Origin of the sequence: Gilliamella sp. wkB292, from assembly GCF_001690235.1 — a bacterium.
In the GTDB taxonomy this organism is placed as follows: Bacteria; Pseudomonadota; Gammaproteobacteria; order Enterobacterales; family Orbaceae; genus Gilliamella; species Gilliamella apicola_F.
The window spans coordinates 47,071-68,212 of sequence record NZ_LZGO01000078.1 but is presented as its reverse complement, the minus strand read 5'-3'; the positions used below and the strand labels follow the sequence as shown (position 1 = coordinate 68,212).

Annotated in this window: 17 protein-coding genes; 7 read left to right on the top strand and 10 right to left on the bottom strand. The window is 35.9% G+C overall.

The genetic code is table 11. The features are described 5' to 3' along the window. Positions 1-53 precede the first annotated feature (53 nt). On the bottom strand, positions 54-2,366 hold the full coding sequence (locus tag A9G09_RS10885; RefSeq protein ID WP_065634863.1) for a zinc/cadmium/mercury/lead-transporting ATPase: 2,313 nt from the start codon (positions 2,364-2,366) through the stop codon (positions 54-56). Positions 2,367-2,621: 255 nt separating this feature from the next. Here A9G09_RS10885 and A9G09_RS10880 point away from each other — a divergent pair, with 255 nt between their 5' ends. Further along, positions 2,622-3,818, top strand: a complete 1,197-nt coding sequence (locus A9G09_RS10880) for an MFS transporter (protein WP_065634862.1) — start codon at positions 2,622-2,624, stop codon at positions 3,816-3,818. A gap of 60 nt (positions 3,819-3,878) precedes the next feature. Here the strand turns inward: A9G09_RS10880 and surE are convergent, their stop codons facing one another. Further along, on the bottom strand, positions 3,879-4,664 hold the full coding sequence (surE, locus tag A9G09_RS10875) for a 5'/3'-nucleotidase SurE (RefSeq protein ID WP_065634861.1): 786 nt from the start codon (positions 4,662-4,664) through the stop codon (positions 3,879-3,881). A 22-nt stretch (positions 4,665-4,686) separates the two neighbouring features. Continuing rightward, entirely contained in the window at positions 4,687-5,544 is an 858-nt protein-coding gene (locus tag A9G09_RS10870; RefSeq protein WP_065634860.1) for a neutral zinc metallopeptidase, read from the bottom strand. Between the two features lie 846 nt (positions 5,545-6,390). Between A9G09_RS10870 and proP the strand changes: the two genes are divergently transcribed. The 3 genes from proP to A9G09_RS10860 all read left to right on the top strand — a co-directional run bounded on the left by proP (position 6,391) and on the right by A9G09_RS10860 (position 10,680). Further along, entirely contained in the window at positions 6,391-7,896 is a 1,506-nt protein-coding gene (gene proP, locus A9G09_RS10865) for a glycine betaine/L-proline transporter ProP (protein ID WP_065634859.1), read from the top strand. 1,174 nt (positions 7,897-9,070) lie between these two features. Then, the gene (locus A9G09_RS12915) at positions 9,071-9,220 is read left to right on the top strand and encodes a hypothetical protein (protein ID WP_176700976.1); all 150 of its coding nucleotides are present in this window, start codon (positions 9,071-9,073) and stop codon (positions 9,218-9,220) included. 215 nt (positions 9,221-9,435) lie between these two features. Next, positions 9,436-10,680: a hypothetical protein gene (locus A9G09_RS10860; RefSeq protein WP_141671575.1), complete on the top strand. Its 1,245-nt coding sequence runs from the start codon at positions 9,436-9,438 to the stop codon at positions 10,678-10,680. A gap of 698 nt (positions 10,681-11,378) precedes the next feature. Here A9G09_RS10860 and A9G09_RS10850 read toward each other — a convergent pair. The 6 genes from A9G09_RS10850 to A9G09_RS10825 all read right to left on the bottom strand — a co-directional run bounded on the left by A9G09_RS10850 (position 11,379) and on the right by A9G09_RS10825 (position 17,547). Continuing rightward, positions 11,379-12,494 (bottom strand): ABC transporter permease, encoded by a 1,116-nt coding sequence (locus A9G09_RS10850; protein WP_065634856.1) that lies wholly within the window; start codon positions 12,492-12,494, stop codon positions 11,379-11,381. Positions 12,495-12,513: 19 nt separating this feature from the next. After that, positions 12,514-13,632 (bottom strand): ABC transporter permease, encoded by a 1,119-nt coding sequence (locus A9G09_RS10845; protein ID WP_065634855.1) that lies wholly within the window; start codon positions 13,630-13,632, stop codon positions 12,514-12,516. After that, positions 13,629-15,359 carry an ATP-binding cassette domain-containing protein gene (locus tag A9G09_RS10840; protein WP_065634854.1) on the bottom strand — a complete coding sequence of 577 codons (1,731 nt, stop codon included), beginning with the start codon at positions 15,357-15,359 and terminating at the stop codon, positions 13,629-13,631. Before A9G09_RS10840 ends, A9G09_RS10845 begins: the two co-directional genes overlap by 4 nt. Before the next feature lie 10 nt (positions 15,360-15,369). Then, entirely contained in the window at positions 15,370-16,359 is a 990-nt protein-coding gene (gene hlyD, locus A9G09_RS10835; RefSeq protein ID WP_065634853.1) for a secretion protein HlyD, read from the bottom strand. Between the two features lie 18 nt (positions 16,360-16,377). Further along, entirely contained in the window at positions 16,378-16,872 is a 495-nt protein-coding gene (locus A9G09_RS10830) for a MarR family transcriptional regulator (protein ID WP_065634852.1), read from the bottom strand. A 147-nt stretch (positions 16,873-17,019) separates the two neighbouring features. Then, positions 17,020-17,547, bottom strand: coding sequence for a DUF4865 family protein (locus A9G09_RS10825; protein ID WP_065634851.1), 528 nt, complete (start codon positions 17,545-17,547; stop codon positions 17,020-17,022). Positions 17,548-17,654: 107 nt separating this feature from the next. Here A9G09_RS10825 and A9G09_RS10820 point away from each other — a divergent pair, with 107 nt between their 5' ends. Beyond that, positions 17,655-18,392 carry a LysR family transcriptional regulator gene (locus A9G09_RS10820; protein ID WP_065634850.1) on the top strand — a complete coding sequence of 246 codons (738 nt, stop codon included), beginning with the start codon at positions 17,655-17,657 and terminating at the stop codon, positions 18,390-18,392. A 17-nt stretch (positions 18,393-18,409) separates the two neighbouring features. Here the strand turns inward: A9G09_RS10820 and A9G09_RS10815 are convergent, their stop codons facing one another. After that, a complete protein-coding gene (locus tag A9G09_RS10815) occupies positions 18,410-19,276 on the bottom strand; it encodes a helix-turn-helix transcriptional regulator (protein ID WP_065634849.1) in 867 nt (288 codons plus the stop codon). 254 nt (positions 19,277-19,530) lie between these two features. Here A9G09_RS10815 and fsa point away from each other — a divergent pair, with 254 nt between their 5' ends. Together fsa and A9G09_RS10805 are read left to right on the top strand one after the other, a co-directional pair. Continuing rightward, complete coding sequence (fsa, locus tag A9G09_RS10810; protein WP_065634848.1) at positions 19,531-20,193, top strand: fructose-6-phosphate aldolase; 663 nt, start codon at positions 19,531-19,533, stop codon at positions 20,191-20,193. Positions 20,194-20,344: 151 nt separating this feature from the next. After that, positions 20,345-21,133 (top strand): siderophore-interacting protein, encoded by a 789-nt coding sequence (locus tag A9G09_RS10805; RefSeq protein ID WP_065634847.1) that lies wholly within the window; start codon positions 20,345-20,347, stop codon positions 21,131-21,133. Positions 21,134-21,142: the final 9 nt, after the last annotated feature.

The window sequence follows — 21,142 nt, the reverse complement described above, 5'->3', positions numbered from 1 at the left end:
CATCTAAGTCAATAGGTTTTTAATTAATGTGATAAAGAATTGAATCCTAATCCTTATTTTTTAAATCTTAACACTCGTAATGCATTAGCGGTCACAATTGCCGTCGTACCTGAATCAGCTAATACCGCTAACCAAAGCCCAGTATAACCCAGTAAACTTGTTATCAAAAATATCAGTTTTATACCCAATGCAATGGTAATATTTTGTTTAATATTTTTGTTAGCAAAACGCGTTAAGCGAATTAATTTAGGTAAACTTAATAAACTATTTTTGGTTAATGCTGCATCTGCCGTTTCAAGTGCAACATCACTGCCACTGCCCATTGCAATGCCAACGGTTGCCGCTTTCATTGCTGGTGAATCGTTGATACCGTCGCCAACCATGGCAATTGTAGAATCTTGACCAATTTTTTCAATTTCAGTTAATTTATCGGCAGGTAATAATTCCGCAAGGTAATCCATATTAAGTTGCCCTGCAATGGCTTTAGCTGCTCGCTGGTTATCACCGGTGAGCATTAAAGTTTTTAATCCCAATTGTTGTAGTTCATTAATTGCAGCAGTGGCATCATTACGTAACACATCTTGTAATGCAATAATACCTAATAATTTATCACTTGTTATTACAACAACTACCGTTTTTCCTGCATTTTCTAATTGATTAATGATCTGCTTATTTTGATCAGTGATAGCATTTGAAACTGTTGTTATTTTATTGGGAGAAACAATATAAATCAGTTCTTGACCAATTTGACCTTGAATACCAACACCGGCTATCGCTTTACGGTTATCTGCTTCTTTGAATTGAATTTGCTGCTGTTGAGTGTAATCAACGATGGCTTTCGCCAGTGGGTGATGCGAACCGCTTTCAATGGCTGCGGCTATAGCGAGTAAATCGTTGGTAGATTTGTCACCATCAATAATATCTGTGACTTGCGGTTTGCCTTGGGTTAAGGTGCCGGTTTTATCAAAAGCAATCGTTTTAATTGATCCAATATGTTCAAGTGCTGCGCCGCCTTTGATCAAAACACCTTGTTTAGCCGAACAAGAAAGGGCCGAGGTAATAACGGCTGGGGTTGATATCACTAAGGCACAAGGACAACCAATAAGCAATAGTGTTAGTCCACGGTAGATCCAAGTATACCAGTCGGCGCCCATCATCAATGGTGGAATTAATATGACTAAAAATGCGAATAAGGCGATAGATGGCGTATAGTAACGACTAAATTTATCAATGAAGCGTTCGATGGATGCTTTGCGATCTTCAGCATCTTCTATCAATTGTAAAATACGATCGACAGCATTTTGTCCTGTTTCAGAAATAACTTTTAGTTGTACGGTATTATCGACGACCAATGATCCAGCTAAAATTTTATCGCCGCAAAGATAATTGACGGGTATTGATTCTCCGGTTAGTGCGCTTTCATCAATATTGGCTTGTTCGCTAATTAAAATAACATCAGCCGGTAGTCTTCCACCTGATGATATTTCAATAATATCATTCGGTTTTAGGGTATGACTTGCAACTGTTTTTCGTTTACCATCAATAATAATGATTGTCTCTTCTGGCATAAGTTGGACAAGTGATGAAATGCCTTTTTTAGCTTTATTGCTTGCGACACCTTCAAGCATTTCACCAATCATGAACAGAAATATGACCATGGTTGCTTCTTCAGCTGCGCCGATAAAAAGTGCACCAATGGCCGAAATACTCATTAATGATTCAATCGCAAATGGTGTTCCACTACGGGTTAAAACGATGGCTTCTTTTAGAATCGGTAGTAAACCAATAATGGCCGTTATAATAAATGCATATTGTCCGACTTGATGATTAACAAAAAGTAAAATATAGCTGACAACAATTAACGTCCCCAATAGTGCTAATGGGATTAACTCTTTTTTATTCAAAATACTTGAATGTTGATGTTGAACTGATTGTTCTGGTGAGGATTCAAAAATGGGTGTATAACCTAATTCAGTTACTTTATCTTCGATAAGTTTTACAATCTGCTCATTTTTTTGAGGTACAAATACAACAAGTTTTTCTGTGGAAAAGATAATTTTTGTTTGACTAACATTGGGTAACGTTTTAACACCATTTTCGATTTTTTGAGCACAATGTGCACAGTCCATTCCTTGAATTTTCCAAGTTAACTTGATGTGTCCGCCTTGCCGCTTGGGATCGTCTGTCGGTTCATCATATTCATTGGCTTCAGTGTTGCAATTGTCTTGATCTTCACAGCAGTCAATAGTTTGATGATTTTCATGTGAATGATGAGAATCATGGTTGTGCCCAATATTTTGACAATCATCATGGCAATCATTTTGATGAACTGGGTGGTTATTTTTCGATTTGTTATTATATAACATAACGTTACCTCATTTTATTGATGATTTTGATTGTACTCTCAATTGAATAAAAATAAATCATTTTTTATTTAATCAGATCGATATTAATAAGGTTTTTTATAAAATAATATTGAAAATGCGGTGTTACCATCTAACTTGAATATCAGAAAAACGCTAAAAGCCTATTTTAGGTAGCTAGACTAAAATTTGATTTTTTATACATTAGCAACAGTTTTGAGTATATAATCATGACCATTTCAATGATTGAGAGCATATATGACTAATTTTTACTCGCTTCGTCGACGTTCAAGTGTGATTTTTGCGGCTTTTTTATTCAATACCTTTATTATTGGTATTGCAGGAGCCTTACAGTCACCAACGTTAAGTCTATTTTTATCAAAGGAAGTTAATGTTGAACCTAGTTTAGTGGGGCTTTTTTTCTCGATCAATGCATTTGGATGTATTATTGGTAGCTTTTTATTAGCCAAATATTCAGATAAAAAAGGTGATAGACGTAATATTGTCATCTTTTGTTGTTTAATGGGTGTTGCCAATAGCTTAATTTTCGCTTTTTCACGTCACTATTATGTTCTCATCACATTGGGTGTTTTTTTTGCAGCGTTAGCGTCCGCAGCCATGCCACAAATTTTTGCTTTAGCACGGGAATATGCGGTAAAAACAGGGCGCAATGTTGTGGCATTTAATTCATTGATTCGTGCTCAGCTCTCTTTAGCGTGGGTGATTGGTCCACCGTTATCTTTTACTTTAGCCACTAGTTTTGGTTTTACCTCGATGTATTTATGTGCAGTAGGCATGTTTATGGTTGCGATCTTATTTGTTGCAATCTTTTTACCTTCTGTTGAAAAAAATCCTATTTCACATTCAGACAATACTATCGATTTAGCGGCTGCTAACCAACCTATATATAAAAATCGAAATGTGGTTTTCTTACTGCTTTCAACGATATTTATGTGGACCGCCAATATGATGTATATCATTGATATGCCTTTGTATGTCAATTCTGTATTACACTTATATGATTCCTTACCCGGTCATTTAATGGGCTTGGCGGCAGGCATCGAAATTCCAGTCATGTTGATAGCCGGATTTTTGGTTCCTACCATTGGTAAACGAAATTTATTTTTTATCGCTATAATTTGTGGTTTGCTGTTTTATATTGGGATGATTTTATGTACCAGCCAATTTGCGTTATTTGCTTTGCAGTTGTTCAATGCCCTTTTTATTGGCATTGTGGCTAATATTGGTATTATCTATTTTCAAGATTTATTACCGACTAGAATGGGTGTTGCGTCAACTTTATTTAATAACGGCATTATTTGCAGTATCATTTTAGCCGGCGTGATTCAAGGTTTCATTTCTGAATCTTACGGGCACGAAATAATTTATTGGATTGCATTCGCGATGGTTTTTGTTTCGTTAGTGTTTTGTGCATTGGTAAAAAAAGATAAATAAAGTCATTAATAATGGCTTATTAAAACAAGCGTCTTCCTAATTTTAGGAAGACGTAGCTATTTATTCATCGGTGTTGATTTGTTGTTTTAATTTCTCATAAATTGCATAATGGGTTCTTTCATAGCCCATAGGTGTAATGGTTATGTAATTGTTGTTAGCTGCATCAAGCTCTTTGTCTTTACCCAATATTTGTTGGTTACGTTTCGCTCTAAACCAATAATAATCATGTCCTTCAGGATCTTTAGTTGGCGTTAGGACTAATTGGCTGGCATCACTTTCCCCTTGTTTGGTAATTCTCATGCCTTTAGTTTGTTTGGCTGAGCAACATGGAAAGTTAACATTAAAGCAGATGTTGTCAGGTACATTTAATGTATAGAGTTTTTTTATAACCTCTTGCGCATGATGAGTTGCACAATCCCAATTGGTTGGTTGCATGTCTTCTGTGCTCACTTGACTAAAAGCCATGGCTGGAATACCAAGTGTCATTGCCATTATTGCCGCACCTACGGTTCCAGACAAAATGGTTTCAAAACCCACATTAGAACCGTTATTTATTCCAGATAAAACCAGATCAGGTAAGTTATCGACCATTAAATGTTTGATTGCAAATAACATACAATCAGCAGGGGTGCCATAGACAGCATATTTTTTTTCATCTCGCTGGGTTACGCGAAAAGGCGTTTTTAGACTGACCGAACACGAAACCCCACTCTGATCGATAATTGGTGCAACCACCCAAACTTCATGTGCAATTTTTTGGGCAACATTTTCTAATATTTTAATGCCGGGAGCATCGATGCCATCATCATTAACTAATAAAACGCGATTTACTAATTTATCAAACATATCACTTCCTTTTGCTATTTACTTATTGATCAAAGGTATTACATTGATTAATAGATCCACTGTCGAATCCTCTTTTAAACCAAGTATAACGTTGTTTGGATGTGCCGTGGGTAAAACTATCTGGCATAACATAACCATTACTTTCTCGTTGTAAGCGATCATCGCCTATGGCTTGTGTTGTGTTTAAGGCTTGTTCGATATCACCCACTTCAAGAATATTTTGTTTTTGCATAGCATTACCCCATAAACCGGCATAACAATCTGCTTGTAATTCTAATTTTACCGATAACTGGTTGCTACTCATATCTGGTTGAGTTTGTTTGAGCTGCTCAATTTTATTAAACGTACCTAATAAATTTTGTACATGATGACCTATTTCGTGAGCAATGACATAACCTTGGGCAAAGTCACCGCCGCCACCAAGGCGCTGCTTCATTTCTTGATAAAAGGAGGTGTCTAAATAGACGGTTTTATCTATGCTACAGTAAAAAGGCCCCATAAAAGTTTGGCCCGTTCCGCATGAAGTTTGAGTAGAGCCGGTATAAAGAACCAATTTGGGGGGGATATAGGTTTTACCTAAAGCCGTGAACTGTTGGCTCCAGTAATCCTCGGTACTGGCTAAAATAACCGAGGTAAATTTTGCTGCATCGGGATCTTCGTCATTATATTGAGTAATTGTTTGCTCAGTATTACTTGAATCAATCAAATTACTATTAAGTAAACTCGTTAGATCAATACCATAATAGCCAGCAATTAATACCACTAAAAATAGAATAACTTTTCCTTTGCCTTTAATTGGGATCCTTGTTCCCAATTCACTTCCTGATTGTGAGCGGCGATCTTCAATATTATCACTCTCTCTTTGGTCTCTCCAGCGCATAGGGGTACCTCATCAGTTATAGTTAGATTATTGTAATGGATAACTTACTGGGATGCTAGGTTCAGTGATGATTATCATCTTAACTTGATAACATCTAACATTGCCTGTTTATAAGCTAATGATTATTTTAATATTTAATCACTCTTTAATCTTTTGTCTATTTTTATCGTTGTTAGCATATTAGATTATGGTGACTCAATTCACCACTCAACTCTATCAGCAAGCTTTTATTTAGATCACTGACAACAGTTATTATCTTTATTAAAAGATGGTAGTGTGATGATTGAATTATTGACTATTTTAGTCTCTCAACTTGTGAGTTATCGCAACGGGTTAGAATTAAAAATATTCTAAGATAATTAGTTGGTTAATTAGCTTAACACAACACTATTACGCCATAATGGTAATTTATGTAACAGTTTTAGATTATCATTTCACTATCAAAAATGGCACCTTTTTTGTTTTATGGCAGTGGTCGAGATCATTTGGTTGAGTGATTATTAATTATATACAGTATAAATAATTTGTAAGACAACCATACTGGTTAAAAATCGAATTTGATTGATAGTGGATTTTGCAAAAATTAACGATGTTGTTATAATTAGCTAACAATTTCCACTAGATAGATGGATGTTGTTGTCAGTGAATAAGCTTTAGCGTAATCAATAAAATATTCGTTTTATAATTATTATCAAGTACCTTCTTTTATCTTTACAAGATTTTGTTCTACATTTAAGTCAATACATATTTTGAACTCGAGTTTAATTGGTCATTAAATCGATATTAATTACTTTGCTTAATTGCATTGTCCAATATCATTTTATTAGTATTCAATAGGTGTATTTTATGAAACAAATATCAAAATCGACAAGTAAACCTTTAGATATTAATGATATTACTATCATCGATGATAGTAAGTTAAAAAAAGCAATAATTGCAGCAGCACTCGGTAATGCGATGGAATGGTTTGATTTTGGCGTTTATGGCTTTTTAGCTTATGTTTTAGGTCAAGTATTTTTTCCTGATGCATCACCGAGTATTCAAGTTGTTGCTGCCTTGGCAACTTTTTCGGTGCCGTTTTTAGTTCGTCCATTAGGTGGATTAGTATTTGGTGTTTTAGGTGATAAATTGGGGCGACAAAAAATCCTTTCTGTTACCATTATTATCATGTCTTTAAGTACCTTTTGTATTGGTTTAATTCCTTCTTATGCCTCTATCGGTATAGCTGCACCCATTTTATTATTAGTGGCCAAACTAGCCCAAGGATTTTCTATCGGGGGAGAGTATTCAGGTGCAGCTATTTTTGTTGCTGAATATTCACCGGACCGTAAACGTGGATTTATGGGGAGCTGGCTTGATTTTGGCTCGATTGCCGGCTTTTTAGTTGGGGCAGGGCTAGTTGTGCTCCTCTCTACATTACTTGGCGAATCAACATTTCATCAATGGGGATGGCGCATTCCATTCATCTTTGCTTTACCCTTAGGTATAATCGGTCTTTATTTACGGCATGCATTAGAAGAAACCCCAGCCTTTCAACAGCATACAGATTCAACCAATAGTCAGCAAAATAGCGATAGTGATACCTCAGCAACAATGTCATTTAAACAAATTTTCAGCAAATATTGGAAAAGTTTATTGGTTTGTGTTGGCTTAGTGATTGTCACCAATGTCACTTATTACATGTTACTCACTTATATGCCGAGTTATTTATCACATAATCTAAATTATCCTACTGATCATGGCGTTTTAATTATTATTGCTATCATGATTGGTATGTTATTTGTGCAGCCTGTGATTGGTCTAATTAGTGATAAAATTGGTCGAAAACCCTTTATTGTTGGTGGTAGTTTAGGATTACTGGTTCTTTCTTATCCCGCTTTTACGATGATCAATAGCGATGTTATTGGTCTTATCTTCTTAGGATTATTAATTTTAGCCGTACTGCTTAACTGCTTTACTGGTGTTATGGCATCAATTTTACCTGCTATTTTTCCAACGAGTATTCGCTATAGTGCCCTTGCTATTTCATTTAACATTTCGGTACTGATCGCTGGTGCGACACCAACTGCTGCCGCTTGGCTCGTTGAAGAGAGTGGCAATTTATATATGCCAGCTTACTATTTAATGGTGGTCGCATTAATAGGGTTAATCACTGGTTTTAAAATGAATGAAACAGCCAACCAACCCTTAAGAGGTGCAACCCCAGCGGCATCAGACAAGTCTGAAGCAAACGAAATTCTAACAGAACATTTTGATTCAATTGAACAAAAAGTCGAAGATATTGATGAGCAAATTGAATCATTACAAGAACAACGACAAGATTTAGTCGATCAACATCCAAAGCTTGATTAATATTATTGAGTTATCATAAAACAAGCCAATATTTGTTAATCAATTGATTTTTTATAATGAGTCGTAAACGTAGCTAATTTGGTAATGTTGATTATGCTGTTAGCCGTCTAATTAAGGGAATCCGATGATTCCCTTATCTAAACTTAGGCAGTGATAAAACTATTTTCACAGTAACATATGAGTAATATTTAATTTTGTTATATTAAGATCTATCTCAGTATTAACCATTATCCAGAGGATTTGAGATCATATCTGTTTTTATAAAAAGCACATACACAATTCCAATAACTAACTTGAAATCACCGATAAAAATGAACCAATTATTGGTATTTTTTGACTAAGTTAACATGCAAAAACATCGTTATGTTTAACCCTTTTTTTTACCTTAAATTTAAATTAAATAAAATCAATGTATTAAAAACAAGCTCAAAAAAAGGGTTTTCAGCAAGAAAAATGTATTTTGTCTTTTATCTGACAGGCGTTATAGTATGTCTGGTTCTAGATTAACGCCGTATAGGTGGTTTAGAAAGGCGAACAATTCGAGTTAGTTTTTCAAGTTGAGATTAACGCCGTATAGGTGGTTTATAAAATCCAGCATCGAACTCTAAACACTAACGTCTGGATTAAGGCTGTATAAACATCAGATAATTTAATCTATCTTTCTTTATACTATGATCAGCAATTCATAGTATAAAGAGAGTTTCTTACTCAGAAATAGTGGGCAACATTGTACTTTTTCTGATACTTATCAATTTGGTTGCAAAAATAATTACAACTCACGTGTCCTCTTAAAAATAATCAATTAATTAGAATATATTACGCAACAGATTAAGGTAGCATATGACCTTTTCACTGGTGGATAATCATCGCGGTAACCATAAAATACTATGATAATTATGCAAAAGATTCATTGATTAAGTTAATGGTTAATTCTAGTAGGTATTCGTCATTAAATTGTAGACTTAAGATGCATTTATAACGTTGCTATTGATGATTATTGACAAAAATTTACATAAATACACATTACAATTTTTATATTCTATTTTACGATTGAACCGCATTATTGACATTATCACGCACAAAAAAGCTGCATTAGATGATATACATAAAAGCTAATACATTGTATTTTTTTGAAAAAAAGTTAATAAAATTAGCTACAAGGAGTAGTAAAAATATGTTAAAATATGGTCTTAATCGGGCATCGGGCATCGGGCATCGGGCATCGGGCATCGGGCATCGGGCATCGGGCATCGGGCATCGGGCATCGGGCATCGGGCATCGGGCATCGGGCATCGCAATTTTTTGTTCAAAAATCCATCTTTAAATTTATTTCTACATTTTCCAAATATTAATCAAAGTAAACAATCGTTTGTCAAAATTTGTTTCAGAAAGGGCATAATAAATTTAGGATTATCAAACCTCTTTTTGTTATTAATATTGACAGCGTTATCGATAAAGCAGGTGTATGGCTTAAACTCACAAACAGCTCAGGTAATTAATGGCACAGGGCCTTATTTAACCTTTGACAATGGAAAGACAGTGTCAACAACAATATTACCACTCTTATCGTTAACGTTGCCGGATAATAAGGTGATAAGCGCGTTGGAAGACAAATCATCAGTAGTCGAGCCCATTGTGATAGAAAAAGTGCCGACAACTTTTAATGATATCAAAACCCATTTACCTTTCAACAATTATCCATCAATGCCGTTAGCCAATGCGATAGTGGCAAATAATTATTGGCGTGATGCAGATGGAGATAAACTTTTTACCGTAACGGGTTATATGAGAGTGAAATGGGAAACGTACGATGGTGAAGATGTGACCGATTATGTGAAATCGAATCCGAATAGTGAGTTAGATGCGTGTAAATCTCCCTATAAATTAACACTTAGTGCCGATGATGGTGCTTTAGCAACCCGTTATGGTATACCGGATATAGGTCAATTTACGGGGGCAAGCCACAGTTATTATATTTTATCTAAACGCGAAGTATGTTATCTCAAACCTAACGCAACAATTGTGCTACCCGCTAAGCAATGGTTAACTAATAATCAAAAAGGCGATTTTAACTTTGATTCAGATTCAGATAATTGGTGGAATATACCAGACAGCACAAAACCTGATCCTCTTAATGGCGGTGGTTATACTTCAGATTATGTGCCTAATTTGGGTTTTAAAGCGGTGCCATCAGTATCGTCAAATAAGTTTCCTTCTACTGGCTTTCCTGGTGCACAGTTTCAGCTAATATTAACTGGTGCGCAAACAGATTATAACTATTCTGTTCCTAACAATCCTGGCGGAAAAGTCTCGATTGATAAATTAGGCAACGTACTACTTAATGATAAGCCTTCTGGACCTGTTACTGTTCGGGCAACGTTAAAAAACAATCCATTGTTAAAGTATGATTATACTTTTGATCCACGAGGTATTTGGGTTGTACCTTATGAATTTGCATATAATTGGCAGAATGCGTCTAATTTTTGTAGTTTGATAACTCGTAAAGAATTAACTAATTCCCCTCGTAGTGCTGCGCCAATGAATTGGATTTATCAATATAGTGCTTATACAAGGTCTATTGGCGAAAGCATTTTGGGTGAATGGGGACATTTAGATAAAAATACCTATCCAAAATCACACTGGCTAGATCAGCTGTTTTGGACAGCAGACTATTGGGGAACATTATCGGGTGGTAACAGTGCGCACTTTCGAATAGGTTTGTACTATGGTGATGTTGGTGTGGGTGTCGATACCAATATGCATTATGTTTTATGTAAAGAATGATTTAACTACGTGTTTATTTAATGACTATCCAATTGATTTAAATAGTATAAATTAGATAAGGATTTCATGTTGCAATAAGGATTTATGATCAATATTTGTCATAAGTTGGATTATCAACAGAATTTAAATAAGGCATTTTTATTTAAAGAAGGTGCTTTTTTAAGCACATATAATCTAACTGTATTTGTCATTAACCAGCAATTAGGTTACTGTTTTAAAATTGTTTTATTTCAATTTAAAACATATCTTAATAAGTCGATTTTTGTGTGTAGCTTTTTCCGTAACTAAGCTAAGCGAACATTTGCCATAAGTGATTTCAACCGAGTTTGGCGTACAACTTGAGGGCGAGTATGGTGTGGATGGTTATAGCGATGAATACACGCGACGTTGCCATAACATTAACGAAGTAAATGTTGTGGCAAAAGCCCGCAACGAGTCGTTGTAAACGAACGAGGCGCGGGCGTCGGAGCCGCAAGCATACAATTAGATTAAAATTTAAGCAATACATCTATCTAACTCAGTAAGCAGCAGGTAAGTTATTCACGCGGTTGGCCGCCAAATTTTTTTTCTTCAGACGCTGATTTGGTTTTATAGAGCGTTAAAAATAATAAATAACAAGCTTGTCGTAGTATAAGTGGCATAAAAATAGGTCAATAATCATAATAGGCATTATTCGAATCTTCGAATGTTATGAGATGTTACACATACTTTTTAAATAGATAGTAAGCACTACCACCTAATAATATTGTGATGGCATACAGTTTCCATAAACTATGCCAGATAATAGCAAAACTGACATTTTTTAGATAAATCTGCTTTGTTAGTTCTACAAAATGGCGCACCGGATTAATTTCTGTTAGATATTGTAAAAAAATTGGCATGTTTTCGACCGGCGCAATAAATCCTGATAATAATATTGCCGGCATCATAAAGGTAATAATACCAATAAATGCTTGTTGTTGAGTTGAACAAAGCGCAGAAATAAATAAGCCAAATCCAACTAACGATAATCCATAACTAAACATACATAAATAAAAATAAATGAGTGATCCTTGAAAGGTAATGCCATAAAGAAAAATGCTGGCAATCAGTATCAGACTGCCTTGTAACATGGCGACAATAATTGCTGGTATTGCTTTACCAGTAAAAATTTGCCAAGTCATTAAAGGTGAAATGCGTAACTGGTCAAGGGTACCTTGTTCGCGTTCACGCGCTACCGAAAGTGAGGTGACAATCATAACGCCGATAGTCGTAATTAACGCAATTAAGGACGGTAAGATAAAATGTTTATAGTCTAAATTACTGTTGTAACGATGACGGACAATCAATTGACTACTATTTTGCCCTAGTTGTTCTTGCTGATATTGCATAATAATTTGTTGAATATAGCTAGCAGCAATTTGCGCACTGTTAGACTTGCGACCATCTAAAATAATTTGGATTTGTGTGGATTGCCCACTAAGTAATTTTTGCGAAAAATCACTAGGAAATTGCACCGCAACTAAGGCTTTTTGATAATTAATTGTATCACTAATGGCCTGCTGCGAATCGAGTACTAATATTTTAGAAAAAGAACTCGAATGTGCAAATCGATTAATTAACTCTGTACTCGGTTCATCTATTGTTGGTCTATACACGGCTATTGTTGCATTGGTGACATCAAGCGTAGCGGCAAAAGGAAAGATAAAAATTTGCAGTAAAACTGGCATGACTAAAATAAGACGGGTTTGTTTATCTTGCCAAAGTAGGGCGAGCTCTTTTTTTATTAGAGTCAATGTTCGATATAGGGTTATTGTGTTAATTAATTTTATCATAGTATTTGTTCCGGTTATCTTAATCTAATTGCATACGGGTTTTTTTAAATATCACCACAAATAAAAGACAGATGCAGATGATTAAAAAAAACGCATTAATTAGCATTACCGATACAATATCGCCGGCTAAAAACAGCGTTTGTAAAATATTGACGTAGTAACGAGCCGGGATGATATAAGTAACGAGTTGAATAATGGCCGGCATACTGTTGATTTCAAATACGAATCCCGAAAGCATAACGGCTGGTAAAAATGCCGCATTTAATGCAATCATAGCTGCATTAAACTGGTTGCGGGCTAATGTTGATATCAATAAACCCAGTTGTAAAATAACCAGTAAAAATAAACTACTCACAATTAATAATAGTGTAATCGAACCGCGAAAAGGCACTTGCATGATGCCCACCGTCACAATTACACAAATAATTAACGCGAGTAGACCAATTAGATAATAGGGAATAAGCTTTGATAATAAAAACTCTAACTTAGTCATTGGCGTTGATAATAACGCTTCCATCGTGCCACGTTCCCATTCACGAGCAATCACCAGAGCAGTTAGAATTGAACCTATCACTGTCATAATGATCGTAATAGCGCCAGGTAAAATAAAGTTTTTGCTTATCGCCGCTGAGTTAAACCAAACGTGCGAGGTTATTTCAATACCTTGACGATGGTCAATCAATCGTTGTTGGTTTTGCTTTTGTTGCCAAATTTGCCATATGCTCGTTAAATAACCTTGTACAAAATTAGCAGTATTGGGTTCACTTCCATCGGTGATGAGTTGAATGGTTCCTTGGTGATTTTGTACTGCTTGCGCAAAATTAACGGGTATGGCAACTATCCCTCGAATTTGTCCGGCGCTTAATTTTGTTGATAATTCATAGCGGTTATTTGAAAACACAGGATCAATAAAGGGGGAACCATTCAATTCTTGTACAAAATCGTGAGCCGGCTGGCTTTGTTGTTCGACTAATACACCAATACGAATTTTGTTGGAATCTAAACTAATACCGTAACCAAATAGGAACAATAATAACAAGGGAATAATAATGGTGATTATCCAGCTACTTGGATCACGAAGGATTTGCTTAATCTCTTTGTTACACAGTGTCAATGTACGGCTGAATGAAAACATCATAATGTTTTTCCTGATTTAGCATCAACGACCAGTTTAATAAAAGTTTGCTCCATAGTTGCATTGTCGGCGACGGATTGCTTTAATTGATTTGGTGAACCTAAAGCAATCACTTTGCCACCATTAATTAAAGCGATACGATCACAATATTCAGCCTCATCCATAAAGTGCGTTGTCACCATAACCGTTACACCTTTTTCAACCAGACTATTAATATGAATCCAAAATTCACGACGCGTTATCGGATCGACCCCTGATGTCGGTTCATCTAAAAAGACAATTTCGGGTTTATGCATCAAAGCACAAGCTAAAGCTAATCGTTGTTTAAATCCTAGTGGCAATGATTCAGGTTTTTTAGCTAACATTGGCGCTAAATCGAATGCGGTTATCATCTCGTTAATACGTTGTTTTTGTTCATCTGCCATCAAGCCATAAATCCCCGCAAAAAAGCGCAGATTTTGATACACACTCAATTTATCATATAGCGAAAAGCGTTGCGCCATATAGCCAATGCGTTCACGTACTTGGATCGCACTTTTTTTCAGATCTAACCCCAAGACTAAGGCTTTTCCGCGACTAACAGGCAATAAGCCGCACATCATTTTAAACGTTGTTGATTTACCTGCGCCATTCGGACCTAATAAACCAAAAATTTCGCCACGTTTAATGGTAAAATTTACCTGATCTGTGGCAATAAAGCTGCCAAAAGTTTTTGTCAAATCTTTGGCTTCGATAACAATATCATCTAATGAACCCGATATTTTCGGCATAATTTTAGTCAATATCGATTCTTTATGAGTAATACCACCAAGCAAATCGATAAATGCATCTTCAAAACGTCCACAAGTGGGTTTACTGGTAATATCGGGGATAGGCAGATGCTTTAATATTTGCTCAATAGATTGATCTGATTTTATAATCAAGCGAATATTATCGCCTTCAATCACACCGTCACTTACTGCGGGTAATTTTAAAACTGTTTGTAATAACTTTCGATTTGATGTAGATGAAGAAAGCAAGTAAACTCGATTGGCAACGCGCTGGGTTAGCCGTTGCGGTTGTCCATTAAAAAGTAATTCACCTTTATTAAGCAATAAAATGGATTTACATTGTTCAGCTTCGTCAAGGTAAGATGTACTCCAGATGATAAGCATCCCTTCATTGGCTAACTGATGCACCATTTGCCATAGTTCCTTGCGTGAAATCGGATCAACGCCAACACCCGGTTCATCGAGCAACAAAATTTGTGGATCGCCCAATAAAGTACAAGCTAGACCAAGTTTCTGCTTCATCCCGCCGGATAACTTACCGGCTAGTCGTTCAGTAAAGCGTGCCAAATCGGTAAATTTAAGCAGTTTATCGAAAATTTGCTGACGATCTTCGCTTTTGATATCACGTAGATCAGCAAATAAATTAAGATTTTCTAACACGGTCAAATCTTCATAAAGACCAAACTTTTGGGGCATATAGCCTACAATTGTCCGTAGTTGATCACGGTTTTCTATCGGGTTTAATCCTGCAACAGTAATTTTGCCTTCACTTGGCGTAAGCAACCCTGCTAACATTCGTAACAAGGTGGTTTTGCCGGCCCCATCCGGACCCACCAAACCAGTCACCCCATGTGCGGAAAGGGTTATCGATAACGGCTTTATAGCAATTGTTACCGGTTGATTGTTTTGCACAAACTGTTTGGTGACCTTATCGAGTACAATTTGCTGATGATTTTGCATAATGTCACCATTATTGTGAAAATTTAATGGTTACCGGCATACCTTGACGTAACATCTCATCTGCTTGACCTTCACCGGTTTGGTTAATTTGAATTCGCAAACGGTAAACTAAATCAGTGCGTAATACGGGTGTTTCAACCGTTTTCGGGGTAAATTCTGCCGTAGGAGACACAAAGCCAATTTGACCGATATAGGGTTTGTCCGGCTGAGAATCGGTATATACATAAACGGTTCGACCCGGTATGGCTTGACTTAAATTGACTTCATCGATATAAGCACGCACCCAAACTGGCCTATCTAACGAAATCGCATAAATCGGTGTGCCTGCATTCAACATCGTACCGGCTTCAACTGCGCGAGTTAAAATGGTGCCGTCAGTAGGAGCATAAAGTTCGGTATCCGATAAATTAAGTTCAGCTTGTTCAAGCTGAGCTTTTGCCACTGCAACGGTTGCTTGTGCTGATTCAATTTCCTCTTTGCGATAACCGTTAGTGAGTTGATCTAGCTTTTGTTTTGCTGTCTGTAAATTGGCTTTGGCTTGATTTCGCAAGGTTAAGCTGTTATCCAGTTGATCTTTAGATATCGAGGCGGATTTAATCAATGTTGCCATGCGTTGATAATTGCTTTCGGCATAATCATAACTCGCTTGATACTGTAAGACTTGTGCAGCAGCTTGCGCGACTTCTTCTTTACGATAGCCGGTGGTGACTAAATCCAATTGCGCTTGCTGCATCATTAAATTGGCTTTCGCCTGATCTAAAGCAATTTGATAAGGTTTAGCATCAAGTTTAGCTAATAGATCACCTTGTTTGATATGATCGCCTTCTTCATGATTCAACTGCATTAAGCGACCTGAAACACGAAAACTACTATTCACAGTGCGAATATCGACATTACCATATAAAACCAGTGAAGCCGGGCTTTTATAAATAAACCAAACGATACAACTTATTGCCAAAATGAATAATAATATTAGAGGTATGAGCTGTTTTTTCTTCATAAATATTCTCGCTTATCGTTATTCAGTAAGGTGCTTTAAAAGTTTAGTTAAGATTGAACGTAACTGCTGCCGTTCTTCCTGCGAAATAATTTGCCAGGCAGCAACCATTTTCTGTTCGATAGGGGGTAGCTCATTTTTAAAAAAATTAGTCCCCTTATTTGTCAAAATCAGACAGTGGGAACGACGATCGTTCGCATCATCTTGACGTTCAACCAGACCATTTGCGACCAATGTCTCGACACAACGGCTGACTTGCACACGCGAAAAATTGGTTAACTCGCTGACTTGTGACGGCTTCACACCGTCAGGATGATGCCAATGAATCACCAGTAAAATGGCAAATAATTTGTCATCAAGCTGATACTGTTGGTAAGTTTGGTTAAGATTTTCTAACAGTGTTTCGGTACTAAACTGCAATAAACGAGTCAAAAAAATCTCATCATAGTTGAATGAAAGTCCACGAGATTTAAATTTATCAATCAGTTTTTCAACGGTTGTAATAGGGATCGCCATAAAAAAGCCTTATTAAATTAGTTTCAATTGAAACTATAACAAATGAAACTAATTTTAACAATAACAATTTATAGCATTCATTAACATGCTGTTATTTAAATGTTTTCCAATTGTAACGGCACTATTTTGCCGTTAGCTTTTAGTTAATTATTGACCGAGTGAAAGATGTAATACCTGATAGAGATTGTGATTAACTAATGTCGGTTTTTCATGAAAAAAAGTGAAAATACAATACATCCATTTATCAGGATTATAGATTACTATTTGTCCTGTTTGATTTTGATGCGTGGGATGTTTGAAGTCGAACCCTTTTAATTGTGGTTGAGCCGTAATGACGAAGTTTTCTTCTAACATGTAATTGCTTTGTTTAAAACGATCACTGAGATTGACTTGCGCAGCCACGCCTATATGAATATTTTGCCAACCAAATGAAGTCAGAATATTGTCATAATAACCGTCAAATATGAACGTTGTCATGCCTTCTGTACGTCGCCAAATATAGAGTGGGCAATAGCTATTGGCAATATTATCGTTATCTTTTTCTGAAATTAAGTAAGCTTTAAATAATAAATCTTTAAAACCATCCGTTTTGTGGCCATTAGTCATAATTCGTTGTTTGATTATCTTCATATCATAATCAGCCGGTAAATTTATTTTATATTGCATTGCTTGCATAATTTGTCTCCTTTCAATGTTTGATTTAGTTTAGAAAAGGAATTGAGATTTGAATAATCCTCATTTATGATTGGGGTATCAAAAAAAGTGATAGGTACTGTTTTTAAATGAATTTCAAAGGATTATTGATTTTTAAGACGGTTTATGAAATGAATAGTCTTAATAAAGCCGCTAAAATTTTAGGTTATACTCAATCAAATTTGACGGCTCATTTAAAAAAAATAGAGCATGAGTTACGTGCAAGCTTATTTATTCGTCGATTTGATGGTGTCATACCTACAGAAGAGGGGCAACAGTTTTATCATTTCGCTATTCAAACACTCGATAGATTTGCACAGCTTCAGACATCATTTAAATTTCGCCAACCTACGCTATTAATTTCTGAACTTCTTTTTCAATTTATTGTGATTGAACAACAAAAATATGCAATTGGAACAACGGAGATTGTTATAAAAAGAACCAGTGAGATGAACCATGTTATTAATGAGCAATTTTTTGATAATGTGATTACGTTTAAAAAATTTAATCATGCTGATTATTGTTTAGTGGCTACAAAATATTTACCTGTTACTTTTTTAAAAAGCCATTCAAATATCACTCATCAACAACTGCCTATTTTAATTAATAATGATGTTGATTGTCCGCTAAGAGCTAAGACTTTAGCTATATACCAACAGACGAGTAATATTATTACCGTTGATTCTTTAAGCCAATTGTTGAACCTTGTCGAAAAAGGGCAGGGAATTGCATTATTGCCGTTATTTTTGCAAAAAGATAATTTTGAAAAATTTAATGATGAACAGTATTTGATTGCATTTTATTGTTATCAACACCAATCGATTTAGTTTTTAAACCTCATTTATTATTTTTGTGATAATTTGCTGTGGTATTGACGGCGGTATTCGGTTGGTGTGCGTTCGGTTTTTTTTCTAAAAATTCGGCAAAAGTAGTTACTATCTTGAAAGCCCGATGCTTGTGCGACTTCTTTGACATTTAAATCATAATTTTTTAATAGTGATTTGGCATATTCTATACGTACATGATTTAAATATTCATTTAAGCCAATTTTGCCTTCACGTTGAAATAGATGAGATAAATAGTTAGGCGAGATGTAAAACATATTGGCTAAAAAGTCGCGGGTGATATCGTCACAAAAATGGGTATCGATATATTGTCGGATCGCTTGAAAAATGCTAGCCGTTTTCGATGCAGTTTCGACATTGACATTGAGAAGATCTAAAGTATTACTCAGTAGACTTTGTATCAAAAAGTGCGCGGTTTGATTGTTTTCTGATGGTTGATTATGCCAAGTCAGTTCGGCGAGAGCTTGAATAATAAAAGCGCCGACTCTTGGACCGCGCCTTAACGTATTGATTTGACCATAAGAGGTAAATTGGTTGCCATTCCAATGTAGTAAACTGAGGTTAATTTGTTGTTTGGCAAATAAAATGGTTAATGTGGTGACAGGCTCTTCTAGAATGGGTTTATTCCAACTATGGGCCACAGTATATAAGAGGTCATGGGCTGAAAGCGTTTTGTGAATAATATTGCCGGCATTATCAGTCCATTCAATTGGTTGTGTACCTTCCAGCACAATCTCTATCTTCGGAAAATCAATCTGGTAAGCTTGCAGTGGCGGTGCATTGCTATTATCGGCAAAGTAGATGTGATTGATCTTTATTTGTCCATTAACCAGCTTAGTTAGTGTGTTATTGATGGATATTTTCATGCTATTTAAGTGAGTATGATATCAAGAAATACACGCTGTTTTATAGAGTATATATCGTCAATGATTAAAGCAAAGCATAATAAAATATCTTTATTATTAAATGTGTTAATTATGTGATCAAGATCTCATTTTTATATTTAGCGTACAAAAATCCAGTAAATAGCAAAATCGTCTTCTAGGCTAACAAAACAATATTTTTTACTATGCTAGTGTCTTATCACTCAGATAATCAACCTATATACAAGAGGCATAGTATGGAATTATATTTAGATACAGCGGATATTTCAGCAATTAAGCGTCTTGCCGCAATATTGCCCATTAAAGGTGTCACGACGAATCCAAGTATTGTGGCAAAATCAGGAAAGCCGATTTTTGAGTTGTTAGCCGAGTTACAAGAACTGTTAGGTTCGGATAAAGTACTCTTTGCTCAAGTACTGTCGAATCAAGCTAATGAGATGATAAAAGAAGCTAAGCAACTAAGAAAAGCTGTGCCAACTATCGTAACTAAAATACCCGTTAATGCCGAAGGTTTAATTGCCATAAAGGAATTGAGCAAACAAGGAATACCAACATTAGGTACGGCGGTATATGGGGCGGCACAGGGTTTTTTAGGTGCTTTAGCCGGCGCTAAATATATAGCACCTTATGTTAATCGCATTGATGCTCAAGGCGGCAATAGTAAAGAGACAATTCAAGAGTTACAGACATTATTAGATTTACATTGTCCTGAATCTATGGTGTTAGCGGCCAGTTTTAGAACACCACGACAAGCCTTGGATTGTTTATTAGCAGGATGTCAATCAATTACGTTACCTGTTGATGTGGCTGAACAATTTATTTCTGATCCAGCTGTGGATGCAGCAATAGTAAAGTTTGAGCAAGATTGGTGCCATGCTTTTGGTTCCTTAACTTATTAATTCAAACTGTCAATACTGTTGTATGCATTGCTCGTAAAGCTAAGCTTTAATTGCGGTATTGAACGCAAAACCGTTAAATAAAAAGTTGGCTATATTTTGGCTATTTTGTTGTATGATAATGCTAATAACATGGAATGAAAGGATCTTAAATATGACAGAACAACATAAAAGAGTGATTGTTAATGCAATATTGACAGTGGTTAAGATTGAAAAAATATCCCATAGTTTTGTTCGATTACACTTTACTTGTAGTAAGCCACTCACGATTGATAAATCTTGGGTTTGTCCACATATTAAATTACTCTTTACTGATCCTGAATCTGGTCAGATTCCTTTTCCCCAGTTAGATGAAAATAATAAAATTATTGTCAATGAACGAACTCGCGAATTGGCTCGAACTTATAGTGTGCGTTATTTTGATGAAGCAACACAACAATTAGCAATTGATTTTGCTATTCATCCAGAAGGTTTGGCAACGTTATGGGCACAGCGGGCAACTGTTGGCGCTCAAGTTGGTGTAGTTGGTGTTGTATCTAAATTAAACGTTGATGATCAGCAGTTAGTTTTTATGGGCGATATCGCTGCCGTGCCTACTATTAGTTACGCTATTGAGCACTTGCCTGATTATCAAAAAGTCAATGCTTTTATTGAAGTTAATCATCCAACCGATGTATTACCCCTACCTGTTCGAGACAACCAACAAATTCATTGGTTAGTCCGTGACAAAGGACAACCAAGTCAACTGATTGATAGCATCTTGGCGACAGCTTTTACCGATAATCCACCACTACTTTTTTGGGGGGGAATGGAGGCATCGCTAGCACAGCAGCTGCGTCGAGCGCTAAAAGACAAATATAGTAATTTACCAGCCGATGCATTCCAAATTACCAGCTATTGGCGTGAAGGATTTGCTGAAGGGCAGTTTAAACACCGTGAATAATTGATTATT

What these genes read in the sequence shown, in the direction of transcription:
- surE (WP_065634861.1), bottom strand. Translation starts at nt 4,664, where the DNA reads ATGTTTGATAAATTAGTAAATCGCGTTTTATTAGTTAATGATGATGGC.
- A9G09_RS10805 (WP_065634847.1), top strand. Translation starts at nt 20,345, where the DNA reads ATGACAGAACAACATAAAAGAGTGATTGTTAATGCAATATTGACAGTG.
- fsa (WP_065634848.1), top strand. Translation starts at nt 19,531, where the DNA reads ATGGAATTATATTTAGATACAGCGGATATTTCAGCAATTAAGCGTCTT.
- A9G09_RS10850 (WP_065634856.1), bottom strand. Translation starts at nt 12,494, where the DNA reads ATGATAAAATTAATTAACACAATAACCCTATATCGAACATTGACTCTA.
- A9G09_RS10885 (WP_065634863.1), bottom strand. Translation starts at nt 2,366, where the DNA reads ATGTTATATAATAACAAATCGAAAAATAACCACCCAGTTCATCAAAAT.
- hlyD (WP_065634853.1), bottom strand. Translation starts at nt 16,359, where the DNA reads ATGAAGAAAAAACAGCTCATACCTCTAATATTATTATTCATTTTGGCA.
- A9G09_RS10880 (WP_065634862.1), top strand. Translation starts at nt 2,622, where the DNA reads ATGACTAATTTTTACTCGCTTCGTCGACGTTCAAGTGTGATTTTTGCG.
- A9G09_RS10845 (WP_065634855.1), bottom strand. Translation starts at nt 13,632, where the DNA reads ATGATGTTTTCATTCAGCCGTACATTGACACTGTGTAACAAAGAGATT.
- A9G09_RS10870 (WP_065634860.1), bottom strand. Translation starts at nt 5,544, where the DNA reads ATGCGCTGGAGAGACCAAAGAGAGAGTGATAATATTGAAGATCGCCGC.
- proP (WP_065634859.1), top strand. Translation starts at nt 6,391, where the DNA reads ATGAAACAAATATCAAAATCGACAAGTAAACCTTTAGATATTAATGAT.
- A9G09_RS10830 (WP_065634852.1), bottom strand. Translation starts at nt 16,872, where the DNA reads ATGGCGATCCCTATTACAACCGTTGAAAAACTGATTGATAAATTTAAA.
- A9G09_RS10825 (WP_065634851.1), bottom strand. Translation starts at nt 17,547, where the DNA reads ATGCAAGCAATGCAATATAAAATAAATTTACCGGCTGATTATGATATG.
- A9G09_RS12915 (WP_176700976.1), top strand. Translation starts at nt 9,071, where the DNA reads ATGTTAAAATATGGTCTTAATCGGGCATCGGGCATCGGGCATCGGGCA.
- A9G09_RS10820 (WP_065634850.1), top strand. Translation starts at nt 17,655, where the DNA reads ATGAATTTCAAAGGATTATTGATTTTTAAGACGGTTTATGAAATGAAT.
- A9G09_RS10815 (WP_065634849.1), bottom strand. Translation starts at nt 19,276, where the DNA reads ATGAAAATATCCATCAATAACACACTAACTAAGCTGGTTAATGGACAA.
- A9G09_RS10840 (WP_065634854.1), bottom strand. Translation starts at nt 15,359, where the DNA reads ATGCAAAATCATCAGCAAATTGTACTCGATAAGGTCACCAAACAGTTT.